Origin of the sequence: Amycolatopsis sp. NPDC051128 (assembly GCF_040682715.1) — a bacterium.
Lineage (GTDB): Bacteria > Actinomycetota > Actinomycetes > Mycobacteriales > Pseudonocardiaceae > Amycolatopsis.
In genome coordinates this window covers 298,937-313,424 of record NZ_JBFBBN010000002.1, presented here as the reverse complement: position 1 = coordinate 313,424, position 14,488 = coordinate 298,937, and the positions used below count along the sequence as shown (strand labels likewise).

The following is a 14,488-nucleotide window of genomic DNA, read 5'->3' as shown; positions in this document are numbered from 1 at the left end:
GAACCGTCAGCCCAGCAGCGGCACGTCCAGCGTGCCGAAGTGGTAGGCCTTCACCGCCGCGATCAGTTCCTCCACGGTCAGCGAGCCGCTGCCGTTGGTGTCGATGAGCCGGAACGCCTCGTCGGCCTTCTTCCGGTCCACACCGGCCGCCGACAGCCACTTGGCGAACTCGGCCCGGTTGACCTCGCCGTCGCCGTCGGTGTCGCACACGTTGAGGATCGCCTGGATCATCGGCCGCACCACGCGCCCGAACCCGGCGTCACCCCCCTTGAACACCTCCGCCTCGATGACCTCGATGAACTGCCGGCGGTCCAGCGCGCCCTTGCGGCCGACCCCGGCCCGCTCGGCCAAGTACTCGAAGGTGCTGGTGAACGACTCCAGCAGCGCGCGGCCCTGCGGGGTGGACGGCGACTCGCCGAACGCATCGAGGATCCGGCGGGCCTCCGCCTCCAGGTCCGACCGCTCGATGCGGCCGTTGCCGTTGCGGTCCCACTTCTTGAAGCGGAGTTCCAGGCGCTCGTTTTTGACAGCAGTAGTAGTCATTTCTACGTACTCCTTCAGCATACGGACGGGTGTCGTGACCGCGGGCGGGGCTCCACCCCGGCCGCGGGGCTGCTACAGGCGGTGGACCTCCTTCCCCGGCACGTGACCCGTGACGTCCAGGCCGACGTACCCGACTCCGACAATGGCGAGATCGACCGACACGCGCGTCCTTTCGGCGTGAGCGGAATGTGTGAGCACGGTTGCCGATCAGACCCGGAAGCTCGCCGCGGCCGGAGGGACATGCGTTCCCCAACTCGCCTCGACGGTGACGATGGGCACACCGAAACACTCGGGAGTTCCGTAAACCAGTACCGGCCCGTCGGTGCGGTTGGCGAGCACGTGCGCTCCCTCGGGCAGCGCGTAGCAGCCCTCGGGGTTCTCGTAGACGTCCAGCGGGACGAATTCGGAGGTGAAGACCACGACTTCGCCCGTCGCGGCGCCGGCCGCGGGACTGGCCGACATCAGCAGGACGGTGGCCGTCAATGTGCTCAAAAGGACTGCCATGAACCGCTTCATCATTCCTCCATGAGGGAAGCCCACCTCGTCATCCGTGAAACTAACAGCCCATATTCAGAGAGAACCGATCTTGATTGGAATCCCACTCGTGCAGGTTGCGGCGCGGCGCGGTCGTTCAGTCGAATGGCTGGGCATTGTTCTGCCTGAGTGCGCGCCCCGCTCGGGAAAATCCTTTCGGTTCACGATGTCGAGTGACCGGTGACGCGGGCGCAGTGATGCAGAGTGAGCACGGACAACCTCGTCCGATGTCGCCCCCGATAGGGTCGCCTGGCGACACCGCTCACCGGAAACCGGCCAGGACCCAGCCGGCGGAGCGCACACTGGTCGCGGCAGAAGAGCGCATCCGGTTGTAGGGTGCGGAAATGGTCGAGATCCGGGGGTGGCTCGGCGACGGTGAGTTGTCGGGCGTGGTGCGAGCGGCGTTCGGTGAGCGTGGACTGGTCTCGGTGGAACGGCTGCGGGGTGGTTCCAAGAAGGGCGTCTACCGGCTGGTGCTGGATGACCGCACGACGAGCATCGCCTATGTGTGGAACGCGGACGAGGACTACTGGCCGGACGCGGCGACGCAGGACCGGAGCGACCCGTTCGGTCATGCCAGCGGTCTCGATCTGTTCGAGACCGCCCATGCCGCTTTGTCCTCGATCGGCGTGCGGATTCCCCGGGTGGTGATGGTGGACCGGAGCAGGAGTCTGCTCGCGGGTGAGGTGGCCGTGCTGGAGGACGTGCGTGGTGGCACGCTCGAAGCCTTGTGCGAACGGGACCCGCGGCGCGCCGGGCGGGTGTCGGCTCGTCTCGGTGAGGTGGTCCGGGCGATGCACGACAGCCGGCGCGATCGATACGGTCGCCCGGGCGCCGACCGGGCGGGCGGCACGGATCCGGTGGAGCGGATCGTGCTGCGCCGCGCGCTGGGCCATCTCGGCGAGGCCGCGGCTCGCGTCGACCGGATCGCGGCGGTCGAAGATCGACTTCTGGGACTTGTTCACGACCGCTACGCCGCTGTGGCTCCCCGTACTGAGTACGGGTTGATCCACGGCGAGCTGGGTCCCGATCACGTCTTGGTCGACGACTGTGACGAGCCGGTGCTGATCGACATCGAGGGTGTCATGTTCTTCGATGTCGAATGGGAGCACATGTTCCTGGAGCTGCGCTTCGGAAGCGGGTATTCCCATTTCCGCCGTGACGACCTGGACGGCGACCGGGTGCGCTTCTATCGTCTCGCCATGTATCTGTCGCTTGTGGCAGGCCCGTTGCGGCTGCTGGACGGTGATTTCCCGGACCGGTCGGCAATGCTGGAGATCGTGGAACAGAACATCGGCCGGACCTTGGCGGAGCTTCCCTGAGCGCCCGGGGCGATCGCGGCTGCGCAAGGACCCGACTACGGTGCGATACACCGAGTGGCGGGCACGTTTCGACCGCGGCTGGAGCATGTCGTCCAGCTGCTTGAGCAGGGCGTCGCCGAGCTTCGGGTCACTGCCCAGCTCGTTGGCCAGCTTGCCCGCGACCTGCCCGTGCACCACCGGCTTCGTGCACAGCAGGAGAACTTGGCCCGTGCGCCGCTCCAGCGCCTTCACCCGCTGGCTGACCGCGGACGGCGTCATGTGCGGCATCGCGGCGGCGTCGTGAGCTGGATCGGCCGGCCGTGAGTACCGTGTGCGATGTGATCACAAGATGTTCGCACGGCTGGTTGCTCCCGGGGCACGAGCTGAGCTGCTTGGACGATTTCGAGGTCGTGCTCCAGTGCGGGCGCAACCCGTCGGTGTCGGTGCGTTTCGCGGAACGGCATGCGGCGGCAGAGCCGCAGGACCGCAGGATGTTCTTTGTCGTCGGCGCGCGGGCACCCGGGCTGGACGCCCGGCTGGAGGGCGTCACCAACTTCGTGGTGGGCCGAGGTCTCGTTTGTTTTGTCGACGGCCTCGACTTTCGCGGTTGGCAGGGTGAGCAACACTGGGCCAACGCTGATCGCGATCTGAAGGTCAGTGCGAGGTTCGAGTCCGGAGGGCATGTGGCGCTGACGTGGACGCTGCGGCCGTGGCGTTCCGCTTGTGGTGGTTGGGACGTCACGGTCGTCACTTGGCTGGAGGCCGGTGCGGCGAAGGACGATCTGGTCGCCCGACTCGACGCTTTCATGACAGCCGAAGGATTCCCCGTCGACTACTTCGATGGTGCGGCGCGCTGACGAGCCGGGATGATCCCGGCGGCCGGCGCTCGAAGCCGTCGTGGAGCACGGCCGGCGCCTCCTGGTAGGCCGCGCTCTCGTGTGCGACGACCGGCCGTCCGGACGACGGCGCTGGTGGCCAGGCTGTAGAGGGCTGACCCGAGGGCATCGAGTGATCGCCCGAAGGTGACACGCCCCCTCGCGCGCCGTCACGCAGAGTAATTACGGCAATCTCCTCTGTTCAATTAATTCATTGCGTGTCCATTCGATTTCTCTCAGTCATGGGGTGATTCCCTCCGGTCATTGCCGAGGATTGCCGGGCTGACCTGGGCGCTTTCCGGGCGCTCGCCGTTTCACCCGGGTCTTCCGGCCCGGGCCCTACCGGGTCGCTCTGCCCTACTTTCCGCAGCTCAAGTGCGGAAAGTTTAGGGAAGCACAGCTAGTGCGGAACACTCGGTGGAGGAGACAGTGATGATCGGTCGGCGCTGCCGGAAAATGGTTTTGGGATCATTTCTGGCAATGGTGGTGACGTTCACGGCAGGAATCGTTTCGGCCTCCCCGGTGTCGGCAGCGACGGTTTCCGAGGCGACAGCGCGCATTCAGTCCCTGTTAGACCATCCGGTGGATGGGACCGTCGATCTACCACAGGGAGTGTTCACTGTGGCACCTACGCTGCGCCTGTCCAGGGGGCTGAAGATCGTCGGCCACTACACGGTGCTGCGCGTCGCGCCCGGTGCGGGCGACTACCTGGCGATGCTCATGGGGGTCCAGCCGAGCACCGACCTCTCCGGTTTGAGCATCACCGGGGTGATCTTCGATCAGAACGAGCAGCAGAACCCGGTCACCACCTACTCGCTTTATCACGGCTTCCCGCGCTTCGCCGTCGTGGCCTACAAGGGCTCCGGAATCACCATCCGCGACAACCAGTTCCTCAACACCGACAACATCAACACCGTCGTGATGGGAACGGTGGTCGACCACAGCCTGATCACGGGCAACATCTTCAAGACCGTGGACCGCGAGCGGCACGACCACTCGTCGATCTACACCAACAGCCAGTACGTGACGATCGCCGGCAACTACTTCGTCGGCACCGACGTCACCGGTGCCGCGATCGAGACGCACGGCGCATACGCGCAGATCACGGGCAACAGGGTCTACGGCTACTACCGCGGCGCGAACATCGTCAGCACTTACACGGTGTTCAGCGGCAACGCCGTGTTCTGCGGAGTGAACCTGGTGGCCCTGTGGTCGCTTGCCCCCGAGGGCCTGCACGACGTCGAGGTGCGGGACAACCGGAACTACTACCCGCTGCCGGCCTACTGGCAGGCGCTGATCGGTCTGAAGGTTCCCGCGCAGTACCTGCAGTCCGTCATCTACGTGCCCGGGGCACAGGTTCCGTTTGTCCGGATCTCGATTGCGGGCAATCTGTAGCCACGAGTTGCTGCCGGCGACGGTGAGGGTGGCGGGAAATCGTTCCGAGACCAGGTCTCGGAACGATTTCTTGCTGGGCAAGTCCGGACGCACCTCTCTGTCCTTAGTGGATTGTCGAGCGGAAATTGCCCCTCCCGGCCGGGAACAGGGGCGCGGATACAGTGGCTATCGTTCCTCGATGTCGAGATGGTGGGGTGCGGGGCCGGCCGGGGACAGGTCGGGTGTCCGGTCGGCCGGGGAGAGCAGTTCGGCGTAGGGGCCTGACATGCGTTCGCCGATGTGGCGGTAGAACTCCGGCAGGGTGGCGGTCCGGCCCTCGTGGAAGGACCGGAACCGCGGGTCGGACCGCAGCATTTCCAGGATGCGGCGGAAGCTGGCGATGTCGGAGCGGAAGCTCGCGGTGCGTGCCCGGTGGACGTATCCGACGAGGCGGTTCGAGGCGGTTCGCAGTCGCCGGCGCAGCATCGCCGGGGATGCCGCGTGCGAATAGAGCGCGATGAGCTTTTCGTAGTAGGTGATCGGATCGTAGTTCTTGATGGTGGTCACCAGGTAGGGCGCGTAGTAGAAGCTGAACGGCATGCTGGAGAGGATCCGTCCGGCCGCGGTGAGCTCTTCGTGGAGCGGGGTGCCGCCGAACGGCACGGGGATGTTGATCGTCGGAAAGGCGAACGGGGCCAGGTCCATGAACCGGTTGGTCAGCTCGACCGGTTCGTCGCCCTGGTCGGTGTCGAGCCCGAACATGAAGTTCGCCTGCAGGTACGGCACGTTTTCGGCGAGCTGCGCGAAGTGCGCGGCGACGCGGTCGACTTTCTCGGGCCCGCCGGTCCGGCCGACGCCGGCTTTGTTCGAGTAATCGGTCCACGACTCGACGCCCGGTGCGACCATGGCGCAGTTCGTTTCCTTCAGCCGCCGCGGCCGGTCGCCGCGCAGCACCGTGAGCGAGCTTTCGATGATGTACGGCGGCCGTTCGCCGGGCGGCTGGGCCTCCAGCGTTTCGAAGACCTGGTCGAACTTCACCGCGAAGTTGGGGTCGTGGAACACGATCAGCCGGCCGGGCAGGTGCCGGGCCAGGTACCGCAGGTCCGCCCGGAGGCGGTCGGCCGGCAACGGGCGGTAGGTGCTGCTCCAGTCGATGCAGAAGTCACACCGGTACGGGCAGCCCATGCTCGCGAGCATGGGCACCGCGGACAGCAGTAGCGGTTTGCGTCCCCAGAAGAAGGCCGACGCCCGGATTTCGGGCATCCGCTCCTCGACGGTCGGCACGTCGTCGAACGGGCGGTCGGCCGAGATCATGGTGCCCGGATCGAACTGCCCGGACAGGATGTCGGCGACCAGCTCCGGATCGCACTCGCGGACGACCAGGTCGAAGAAGCGCAGGCAGTCCACCGGGAACGCCTTGGCGTGCGGGCCGCCGATCACCGTGCGGGCACCGGCCCGGCGGTAGAGCTTCGCCAGCGCGTAGGCGAGGTGGCTGACCTGCGTGTAGCAGGAGATGAACACCACGTCCAGGTCGGCGGGCAGCAGGCGGTGCGGCCGGCCGAGACCGTAGTAGGTGGCGTAGAAGGTCTCATGCCCCTGCCTGCGGCACCACACCGAAATGGCTTGGGGGGTGATGCTGGCGTACTGCTTGGTGATCAGCACCTGATAGGCGAGGTCCACCGGGCGCCGGACGGGCGGACCGAGAAGATCGAGGATTCCGACTCTCACCGCGTTGCTCTCTCCGATAGCCGGCCATGACGGCCAGAACGACGGTCAGCGACAAGCGGATGGCGGCGTCACCGGGGACTGGGGCAGACGCGGCGATCAGGTCGCACTATACCCCTCAGCCTGCTCGGCGAATACGCATTCGAGCCCGGGGCGGTAGCGGGCTACGAGGCAAGCGCGTACTGCAGCATGGCGCGAGCGGACCATCGCATCACGTCGGCCGCCTGTTCGCGGGACATGCCGGCGACATCGGTGAGCCAGACGAGCGACTCGATGCCGATCGCGCTGCGGATCGCCACGGCGAGCCGGCGCACCCCCTGCTCGGTCAGGCGTGGCAGCAGGGGGGCGAGAGCGTCTTCCAGCCAGCCGATCACCCGGCCTTTGCGCAGCGGCAACTCGCTGGGGACGGTGCCCGGTTCGAGGGACAGCCGGAGCATGGTGCGCTGCTGCGGCTCGGTCCGGATCACCAGCGCGATGACGGCGTCGACGGCCAGGCGCAGGCGTTCTTCGACGTCGTCGCCGATGTCGGCCGGGAGCAGGGACGTGGTTTCCACCTCGGGGTGGGCCGCCACGAGCAGTGCCTTCTGGTTGGGGAAGTAGCGGTAGGCCGTGGTGCGCGAGACGGCGGCCGCGGCGGCCGCTTCCTCGACGGTGGGCGCCGAGCCGCCCTGGGCGATGAGCGCGCGAGCGGCGGCGATCAGCTCGTTGCGGGTGCGCGTCTTCTGGCGTGTGCGTCCGGATTCCTCGTAGGACATCGACATGTGTTCATGGTACCGTCGTCCCAACATGGGACTCAAGTCCCATGAATAACGAGAGCAGGCCGTCATGAAGACACTGGCAGCGACAGTCCGCGACAGCGGCGAGGGCGAACGGCGGTGGTTCTGCGGCGGCGGCCTGCAGACCTGGAAGGTCACCGCGGAGGAAGCCGGCGGCGCGTTTCTGATGTTCGAGGACGAACTCGACGTGGGAAAGGTGACGCCACTGCACCGGCACCCCGACGCGGACGAGACGTTCTACCTGCTCGAGGGCGAAATCCTGCTGGACATCGACGGCGAGCGACGAACGCTGCGCGCCGGCGGCGTCGCCGTGCTCCCGCGGGGCGTCCCGCACGCCTTCCAGGTCACGTCGGTGGCGCGCATGCTCTGCATCCAGACGCCCGGCAGCGGCGAGTCCTTCTTCCGCATCGCCAGCGAGCCGGCGCCCGCGGGCAGCTCGCCGCCGCCGGTCGACTTCGGCCGGATCCACGCCGCGGCGAACCAGACAGGGGCGATCGAGATCCTCGGGCCACCCCCGTTCTGAGACTCCACCCCCTCGCGCCGCGACGGTGTCCAACGCCCCTGACCCTGTCTCGTTTAGCAGGGGAATCCGGCGGGAATCCAGTCGGGGTAGTGAACGAGTGGTCGCCCTGGTCCCCGGCGCCATGACTTGGGAAGGGCTTCCATGGTTGTGTCTCCGGAGAGCGTCGACGCCGGTGTTCGCGCGAAGTCGCGTGACGACTTCAGTGAACTCGTTCGCCTCGTGCAGGGTGAACGCCTGCTTGACCGTCGCCGCGGTTACTACGCGGTCAAGATCAGTCTCACGCTGCTCGCGCTGGCCGGCGGGTGCGTGGTGTTCGCCGTGCTGGGCGATTCGTGGTGGCAGCTGGCCACCGCGGTGTTCTTCGCGGTGGTGTTCGCCCAGATCGCGTTCCTCGGCCACGACGCCGGGCACAACCAGATCTTCCACACCGGGCGCGCCAACGACCGTGCCGGCTACGCCTTCGGCGGCCTCACCGGGCTGAGCTACGGCTGGTGGATGGGCAAGCACCGAAGCCATCACGCCAACCCCAACCACGAAGGCGAGGATCCCGACATCGACATCCCGGTGCTCGCCTTCACCCGGGGACAGTCGGCCGAGAAGAGCGGGTTGGTGCGCTGGACTTCGAAGCACCAGGCGGCGCTGTTCTTCCCGTTGCTGTTGCTGGAAGGGCTGAGCCTGCACTGGGCAGGCATCCGAGCGGTGTGGCGCGGCGATGTCAAAGCGCGTCGGCTCGAAGCGGCGTTGCTGCTCGCGCACGTCGGCGTTTACCTCGGTGCGGTGTTCGTGGTGCTGTCCCCGCCGGTGGCGGTCGCGTTCATCGCGGTGCACCAGGGGCTGTGGGGGATGTACCTGGGCTGCTCGTTCGCGCCGGGCCACAAGGGCATGCCCACCTTCACCGACAAGACCCAGTTCGATTTCCTGCGCAAGCAGGTGCTCACCAGCCGCAACATCCGCGGCGGTCCATGGGTCGACTTCACGCTGGGCGGGCTGAACTACCAGATCGAGCACCACCTGTTCCCCAGCATGCCGCGCGCCAACCTGCGCCGCGCGCAGCCCATCGTGCGGGCGTTCTGTGCCGACCACGGGATCGACTACGCGCAATGCGGACTGCTGAAGACCTACCACTACGTCCTGCGACACCTGCACGACGCGAGCGCGCCTCTGCGCGCCAAGAGCGCACCCGCCCGGTAGCGCGAGCCGGCGGGCTCGCCCGCGGTCACGCGCCCCCCGCTTCGAGGCGGGCGACGAGGGCGTCCACCGGCACGGTGGCCAGTGAGACCCGGGCGTCGCTGCTGCCGTAGGGCAGCCAGAGCGTGCCGTCGTGGATCATTCCGCCGCAGGAGTAGACGACGTTGGGCACGTAGCCTTCACGCTCGTCTTCGTCCGGCACGAGCAGCGGCTCGGGCAGCGCGCCCACGATCCGGGCCGGGTCGGCGAGGTCGAGCAGGAGAGCGCCGATGGCGTAGGTCCGCATCGGTCCGACGCCGTGGGTGAGCACCAGCCAGCCCGACGTCGTTTCCAGCGGAGAGCCGCAGTTGCCGACCTGCAGCAGCTCCCAGGCCGCCGTCGGCCCGTGCAGCGGCACTTCGCCGGACCATGAACGGCCGTCGGACGACGTCGCCAGGCTCATCGTTTCCCCGTCCCCGCGGCACAACGCGAGGTGCGTGCCGCCGACGAGCCGGGGGAACAGCGCCATGCCCTTGTTGCGGGCCGCCGGCCCGGTGAGGGCGAACGCGCTGAACGACGTCAGGTCGGCGCTTTCCAGCAGCCGGGGTGTCACGGTGGCGCCGTCGTACGCGGTGTAGGTGGCCCGATAACCGGTCACGCCCGTGTCGGCGGTGAAGCGGACGAAGCGGGCGTCTTCCATGCCGTGGCTTTCGGTCGCGCTGACCGGCCACAGCAGCCGTTGCGCGAGCTCGGTGTCGCCGGGAAAGCGCACCGTGTAGCCGGCGGCGGCGAGTTCGCGGATGTGCTGGGTGGTGCCGGCCGCCCCGGCGCGTTCGAGCAGCCGGGGATCGAGCGCCGCGAGCGCGTGGTCGAGGTCGTGCTGGCCGAAGGGGTCGGGCAGGGTCGCGGTCACGGTGGCGGTGATCTCGTTGTCGCAGCCGTCGTGTTCCAGGGCGGCGCGCAGCCACGAGCGGCTCCAGGAGTCCGGTTGACGCTCGCCCGTGTCCACCGGTCCGGTCCGGGGGTGCCAGTCGGCGCGCGTCCCGGGCCCCAGCACGCCGGTGGCGAAACCGATCGAGGAGATGTGTCCTTCGCCGATGCCGCGCAGGCTGAGCGCCACTCGCACCTGCCCGGACGCCAGCCCGTCCTGCCGCGGGTGCGCCACCAGGGACGGGTTGCACAGCGCGGCCGCCTCGACCGCGTATTCGTGCGTGAAGTACGCGCCGAGGAGCAGCCGGCGCCGGGGGTCGAGGGAGCGGGGATCGACGAGCCGGTGGCTCATGATCGACGCGTTGTGCTCGAGGACCGCGAGCAGGTCCCGGTGCCGTCCGGAGAAGCCGGCCAGTACACAGTCCACTGTGGAGCCGACCGAACTTTCCGGCAGGGCGAGGACACGCGCGACCAACGCGCCCGCCCGCGACCGGGTCTCCGGTGCCTCCTCGCCGGGCACGAACAGTTTCGTCACGACCCGGCCGGGGTCGGGCCGGAACCCTGACGGGTGCCGGGTCACCAGTCCTGCGCCCTCGCCGGTCACGCCGCACCGGCGCCGGTCAGCGCGCCGGCCCGTAGCCGCGGGAGCTGGAACGTCGCGAGCATCGCCAGCATCGATTCGGCACCCTGGTTGCGGTTGACACCGTCGGCGCGAAGCCCGTCGCCACAGCCGCCGGTTTCCCGGTCCAGCAATGGCGTGCCGGCGTCGTTGGCGCCCAGGAACCAGGTGCGGGCCAGCTCCACAGTGGACGTCCAGCGGGTGTCGCCGGTGACCGCGTGGGCCCGGGCGCAGGCCGTCGCGAGCGCGGCCACCTCGATCGGCTGCTGGTCGAACCCGGGCGGCGACTGACGCGGCGCCCAGCCGCCGGCGGGCACCACCGACAGCCTGCCCTCCCGGGTCTGCCGGTCCACCAGCCAGTCCAGGACGCGCAGGCCGTCGGTGAGCGCGCCCGGTTCGGGCAGCAGCGCGCCGGCGGCGATCAGGACCTCGGCGACCGCAGCGTTGGCGTACTCCAGCCTGCGCTCGGGCCACGGCCAGTCCCGGCCGGGCGGAACCGGCCCGATCGCCGTGACGGCGGCGGCGAGCAACGCCCGCGCCTGCTCGTCCGCCGGGAACCGGATGAGCACGTCGGCGGCGCCCAGCGCGGCGAACACCATCGCGCGCAGGTCCGGAGACCGGCGGCGGGCCCCCGCGTCGAACAGCAGCCGGGCTTCGGTGCGCAGCCACGCGCGTCCGGCGTACGCGGCCGTGCTGCCGAGCCCCCAGAGCGCGCGGCCCCACCAGTCGCCGAGACCGGGGGCGTCCCGCCAGCCGCGGTCGTAGCCGAGCCGGTTGCGGAAGCGGCCGTCTTCGTGCGCGTGCGCGGTGAAGGCGAAGAGCGTTTCCTGCACCCGCGCCAGCCGTGGGGTCAGGTCCCGCTCGCGGCTCAGCACCACCAGGCCGCGAGCGGCGTCGTCGAGGCAGTATCCGTGTTCGCGACGCGGGACGGCGCCGCACGCGTGCTCGAAGAGACCGACGTCGTCGGACATGCGCAGCAGGTGACGGTCGTCCAGCATCACGCCACGACCGGGGCCAGCGCGGACACGAGCTCGGCGCCGAGCCGGCCGTACTGCGTGGCCACCGACGCCCAGCCGAGGTCGCGCGCGGCGATCCCGGCGGCGGCGACCATCCGGCCCGCCGCGGCCCGGTCGACGAGGATCTCCTGGAGCGCGTGCGCGATGCCCGCCGGATCCCGGTGATCGACGAGCCGTCCCGCGCCGCCGGAGAGCAGCTCGACGGCGTGCGGGAAGCGGGTCGCCACGACCGGTGTCCGTGCGGTGACGGCTTCGATGAGCACGCCGGAGGTGACCTGGTCGTGGGAGTCGTAGGGCAGGAGAACCACTTCGGCGCGGGCCACCAGGCGTCCCAGCGACGCGGCGGCGAGGTAGCGGGAGTCGAACCGGACCCGGTCCCGCACGCCGAGCCGCTCGGTCCGGAGCAGCAGCGACCGGCGGTAGGTTTCCCCCTGCTGCGCCAGCACTTTCGGATGGGTGCGGCCGGCGACCAGGTAGCGCGGCTCCGGCCACTGGGCGGGCAGCAGGGCCATCGCCTCGATGCCCCATTCGATGCCCTTGCCGGGGCCGAGCAGGCCCCACGTCAGAATCTGGCGGTGCTGGCTGCGGTGCGGCACCGCCGCCGCGCCACCGGTGTCGGGGGCACCGTGCGGGATCACCACGAGCCGGCCGGCGGGGACGTCGTAGCCGGCGACGAGCCGGGCGCGCGCGGTCTCGCTCATCACCACGATCGCGGCCGCGGCGGCGATCACGCCGTTGAGGACCTCGCGCTGGTGCGGCGTCGGCGCGCTGAGGACGGTGTGCAGGACGACGATCGCCGGCACGCGCAGCAGGTCCAGGACACGCAGGACGTCTTCGCCGTCCGCGCCGCCGTAGATGCCGTATTCGTGCTGCACGATCGCCACGTCGTCCCGGTCGAGCAGGGCCGCCGCCGCGCGGTGGCTCGACGGCGAGCCGGCGACCAGGTCCCCGGCCACTTCGGCGCCGCCCACGGTGTCCGGGGACTCGACCGCGCGGACCACCCCGCCCGCGGAGCCCGGCGGCAACGCGGCACGCAGCGACGCGGTGAACGACGCGAGACCGCAGAGCGTGGGCGGATAGGTACTCAAGAAGCCGAACGTGATCACGCGGAGCCTTCCGGATGGGGCGGCGGCGAGGAACGGGCGGAACGTCCGCGAACGTTCAGGATGTTCCAGAATTCGCGAACGGGCGCCGGCACCCGCCGGGGGAGCGGGTGCCGGCCGGCGGGTGACGCCTCAGTCCGAGAGCGTCACTTGGTTGTCGACCGCGGTCACCCCGGCGGCGAACCAGGCGGCCTGTTCGGCCGCCCGGCGCTCGGCCGAGGAGGAGACCGTGCCCGAGAGCGTGACGTGGCTGCCGAGCACGTCGACCTCGATGTGCGGGGCCTCCGGAGCCGCGTGCCGGCGCAGCGCGGCCTTGATCCGGCCCTGGGTTTCGGCAGGCGGGACGAGCGTCGCGGCGGTCAACGTGATCAGGTTCCGGATCCCGCTCACACCCGGCAGCGTGGCCATCGCGTGCCGGGCGGCCTCCCGCTGGAACTGCCAGTCCACGTTGCCGCGCAACGTGATCACGTGGTCGGTGACTTCGGCCCGCACCGATCCCTTCGGCACGACCACCGTGTGGCGATCGAAGACGATCGCGGCCTCCCGGGCGAGGTCGTCGTCCGACGGCGCGCCGTCGGCGTGCCGGACGACTATCCGGTCGGCGGACACGGTGACGCCGTGGACGCGGGTGGCGGCGCGCAGGGCTTCCTCCAACTCGGGGTAGGTCCCGACGTTCCCGGACAGCGTCGCCGCGCCGTCGGTGACGCTCACGCCGATCTCCCGGGCGTCGACGCTGGGGGTCCAGGCCAGCTCATCGGTGATCGCGGCCTCGAACTCGTGGTCCGCCCTGTGCTGGGTCTGTGTCATACAGCGACCGTCCTCGCGTCGGCGGCCTCGACCTAGAGTCCTGCGGCACCTCTTCCGAGGTCGTTCGCCGAGCGGCGCTCCGCGACCAGGGGGCCTTAATCCCGGCTTCTGGTGACCAACGGCCGCCGCGGATGACGGCCGCCGCGGGTCATGCTGGGGGCGATACCCACCCTTGACGTCCGGAGTCCGCGATGAGCCGACCGCACGCGACGATGTTCGAGCAGGCCCTCGCCTCGGCCGTCCGGGCACCGTCTCCGCACAACACCCAGCCCTGGCGGTTCGTCCTCGACGGCGAAACGATCGAGGTGTGGCTGGACCGCGAACGAGTGCTCCGGGTGGCCGATCCGCTCGCGCGGGAAGCACGGTTGTCCTGTGGGGCGGCCGCGTTCAACGTGGTCGCCCACCTGAGGTCGGAGGGGATCGCGACGGTCGTCCGGACGATCCCGGACCCGGGCGAACCCGACCTGCTCGCCGTGATCCGACTCGACGGCAACGCGAAGGTCACGCAGGCCGACCGCGATCTGGCCGAGGCCGTGTTCCGGCGGCACACCAACCGCAGGCCGTTTCTCGATCGGCTGGTGCCGCCCGCCACCCGCGTCGCCCTCGAGTCGGCGGCGCTCGAGGAAGGCGGGCAGGTGGAGTTCCTCGATACCTCCGGGCGCTTCTCCACGGTGACGACCTTGGTGCGCCGCGCCGAGGCGCTGCAGGAGAACGATCCCGCGTTCCAAGCCGAGACCGCGTCTTGGATACGGCACGAAACCGAGGCGCCGGACGGCGTGCCGGACAGCGCGGCCGGGCCTCCGCCGTACGGGACCAGAGCAGTGTCACTGCGAGCCTCACACGCCAACCACGAGCTGCCGCCGCGTGAATTCGAGCAGGACCCGGTGCTGGCGGCCGTGCTCACCCGGGACCGCGGGCCGCACGCCGAGGTCCGGGCCGGGATGGCCATGCAGCACGTGCTGCTCACCGCCACCGCGGCGGGCTTGGCGACTTCGTTCCTGTCACAGCCCTTCGAGACGCCGCAGACCCGGGACGCGCTCGATCGGATCTTCGACGGTCTCGGGCAGGCCCACACGCTGCTGCGCATCGGCTACGGCCAGCCGACCGCGAACACGATGCGACGCGCGGTGGCCGACGTGCTGACCCATCGCGAAACCCCGGATGTTCCGGTGCGGTAGGGAAAGCGTCCGGTCGC

General features: G+C 69.5%; 14 protein-coding genes and 1 pseudogene. 6 read left to right on the top strand and 9 right to left on the bottom strand.

Annotated features, from left to right (window positions below):
• Positions 1 to 6 precede the first annotated feature (6 nt).
• Together AB0M82_RS03630 and AB0M82_RS03625 are read right to left on the bottom strand one after the other, a co-directional pair.
• On the bottom strand, positions 7 to 543 hold the full coding sequence (locus AB0M82_RS03630) for an EF-hand domain-containing protein (RefSeq protein WP_364717382.1): 537 nt from the start codon (positions 541 to 543) through the stop codon (positions 7 to 9).
• Between the two features lie 207 nt (positions 544 to 750).
• On the bottom strand, positions 751 to 1,047 hold the full coding sequence (locus tag AB0M82_RS03625; RefSeq protein WP_364717379.1) for a hypothetical protein: 297 nt from the start codon (positions 1,045 to 1,047) through the stop codon (positions 751 to 753).
• A 374-nt stretch (positions 1,048 to 1,421) separates the two neighbouring features.
• Between AB0M82_RS03625 and AB0M82_RS03620 the strand changes: the two genes are divergently transcribed.
• Positions 1,422 to 2,399: a phosphotransferase gene (locus AB0M82_RS03620; protein WP_364717377.1), complete on the top strand. Its 978-nt coding sequence runs from the start codon at positions 1,422 to 1,424 to the stop codon at positions 2,397 to 2,399.
• A gap of 174 nt (positions 2,400 to 2,573) precedes the next feature.
• Here AB0M82_RS03620 and AB0M82_RS03615 read toward each other — a convergent pair.
• A pseudogene (locus AB0M82_RS03615) lies at positions 2,574 to 2,675 on the bottom strand (LysR family transcriptional regulator); the annotation flags it as partial.
• Positions 2,676 to 2,770: 95 nt separating this feature from the next.
• On the opposite strand from AB0M82_RS03615, the gene AB0M82_RS03610 reads away from it, so the two are divergent.
• Positions 2,771 to 3,235, top strand: a complete 465-nt coding sequence (locus AB0M82_RS03610; RefSeq protein WP_364717375.1) for a DUF6228 family protein — start codon at positions 2,771 to 2,773, stop codon at positions 3,233 to 3,235.
• 450 nt (positions 3,236 to 3,685) lie between these two features.
• Positions 3,686 to 4,648 carry a right-handed parallel beta-helix repeat-containing protein gene (locus tag AB0M82_RS03605; RefSeq protein WP_364717373.1) on the top strand — a complete coding sequence of 321 codons (963 nt, stop codon included), beginning with the start codon at positions 3,686 to 3,688 and terminating at the stop codon, positions 4,646 to 4,648.
• 165 nt (positions 4,649 to 4,813) lie between these two features.
• Here AB0M82_RS03605 and AB0M82_RS03600 read toward each other — a convergent pair whose 3' ends face one another.
• Entirely contained in the window at positions 4,814 to 6,355 is a 1,542-nt protein-coding gene (locus tag AB0M82_RS03600) for a radical SAM protein (RefSeq protein ID WP_364717370.1), read from the bottom strand.
• 161 nt (positions 6,356 to 6,516) lie between these two features.
• Positions 6,517 to 7,113, bottom strand: coding sequence for a TetR family transcriptional regulator (locus AB0M82_RS03595; RefSeq protein WP_364717368.1), 597 nt, complete (start codon positions 7,111 to 7,113; stop codon positions 6,517 to 6,519).
• Positions 7,114 to 7,177: 64 nt separating this feature from the next.
• Between AB0M82_RS03595 and AB0M82_RS03590 the strand changes: the two genes are divergently transcribed.
• Together AB0M82_RS03590 and AB0M82_RS03585 are read left to right on the top strand one after the other, a co-directional pair.
• Positions 7,178 to 7,651 (top strand): cupin domain-containing protein, encoded by a 474-nt coding sequence (locus AB0M82_RS03590; RefSeq protein WP_364717366.1) that lies wholly within the window; start codon positions 7,178 to 7,180, stop codon positions 7,649 to 7,651.
• A gap of 141 nt (positions 7,652 to 7,792) precedes the next feature.
• Positions 7,793 to 8,842 carry an acyl-CoA desaturase gene (locus AB0M82_RS03585; RefSeq protein ID WP_364717365.1) on the top strand — a complete coding sequence of 350 codons (1,050 nt, stop codon included), beginning with the start codon at positions 7,793 to 7,795 and terminating at the stop codon, positions 8,840 to 8,842.
• Positions 8,843 to 8,867: 25 nt separating this feature from the next.
• Here the strand turns inward: AB0M82_RS03585 and AB0M82_RS03580 are convergent, their stop codons facing one another.
• From AB0M82_RS03580 to AB0M82_RS03565, 4 genes are all read right to left on the bottom strand, one after another.
• The gene (locus AB0M82_RS03580) at positions 8,868 to 10,352 is read right to left on the bottom strand and encodes a glycoside hydrolase family 130 protein (RefSeq protein ID WP_364717363.1); all 1,485 of its coding nucleotides are present in this window, start codon (positions 10,350 to 10,352) and stop codon (positions 8,868 to 8,870) included.
• On the bottom strand, positions 10,349 to 11,365 hold the full coding sequence (locus tag AB0M82_RS03575) for a hypothetical protein (RefSeq protein WP_364717361.1): 1,017 nt from the start codon (positions 11,363 to 11,365) through the stop codon (positions 10,349 to 10,351). Before AB0M82_RS03575 ends, AB0M82_RS03580 begins: the two co-directional genes overlap by 4 nt.
• Entirely contained in the window at positions 11,365 to 12,471 is a 1,107-nt protein-coding gene (locus AB0M82_RS03570) for a glycosyltransferase (protein WP_364717358.1), read from the bottom strand. The genes AB0M82_RS03575 and AB0M82_RS03570 overlap by 1 nt, the downstream gene beginning before the upstream one ends.
• A gap of 147 nt (positions 12,472 to 12,618) precedes the next feature.
• Positions 12,619 to 13,293 carry a BON domain-containing protein gene (locus AB0M82_RS03565; RefSeq protein WP_364717355.1) on the bottom strand — a complete coding sequence of 225 codons (675 nt, stop codon included), beginning with the start codon at positions 13,291 to 13,293 and terminating at the stop codon, positions 12,619 to 12,621.
• 191 nt (positions 13,294 to 13,484) lie between these two features.
• On the opposite strand from AB0M82_RS03565, the gene AB0M82_RS03560 reads away from it, so the two are divergent.
• Positions 13,485 to 14,471, top strand: a complete 987-nt coding sequence (locus AB0M82_RS03560; RefSeq protein ID WP_364717353.1) for a hypothetical protein — start codon at positions 13,485 to 13,487, stop codon at positions 14,469 to 14,471.
• Positions 14,472 to 14,488: the final 17 nt, after the last annotated feature.

What these genes read in the sequence shown, in the direction of transcription:
- AB0M82_RS03630 (WP_364717382.1), bottom strand. Translation starts at nt 543, where the DNA reads ATGACTACTACTGCTGTCAAAAACGAGCGCCTGGAACTCCGCTTCAAG.
- AB0M82_RS03625 (WP_364717379.1), bottom strand. Translation starts at nt 1,047, where the DNA reads ATGGCAGTCCTTTTGAGCACATTGACGGCCACCGTCCTGCTGATGTCG.
- AB0M82_RS03620 (WP_364717377.1), top strand. Translation starts at nt 1,422, where the DNA reads ATGGTCGAGATCCGGGGGTGGCTCGGCGACGGTGAGTTGTCGGGCGTG.
- AB0M82_RS03605 (WP_364717373.1), top strand. Translation starts at nt 3,686, where the DNA reads ATGATCGGTCGGCGCTGCCGGAAAATGGTTTTGGGATCATTTCTGGCA.
- AB0M82_RS03595 (WP_364717368.1), bottom strand. Translation starts at nt 7,113, where the DNA reads ATGTCGATGTCCTACGAGGAATCCGGACGCACACGCCAGAAGACGCGC.
- AB0M82_RS03590 (WP_364717366.1), top strand. Translation starts at nt 7,178, where the DNA reads ATGAAGACACTGGCAGCGACAGTCCGCGACAGCGGCGAGGGCGAACGG.
- AB0M82_RS03585 (WP_364717365.1), top strand. Translation starts at nt 7,793, where the DNA reads ATGGTTGTGTCTCCGGAGAGCGTCGACGCCGGTGTTCGCGCGAAGTCG.
- AB0M82_RS03575 (WP_364717361.1), bottom strand. Translation starts at nt 11,365, where the DNA reads ATGCTGGACGACCGTCACCTGCTGCGCATGTCCGACGACGTCGGTCTC.
- AB0M82_RS03565 (WP_364717355.1), bottom strand. Translation starts at nt 13,293, where the DNA reads ATGACACAGACCCAGCACAGGGCGGACCACGAGTTCGAGGCCGCGATC.
- AB0M82_RS03560 (WP_364717353.1), top strand. Translation starts at nt 13,485, where the DNA reads ATGAGCCGACCGCACGCGACGATGTTCGAGCAGGCCCTCGCCTCGGCC.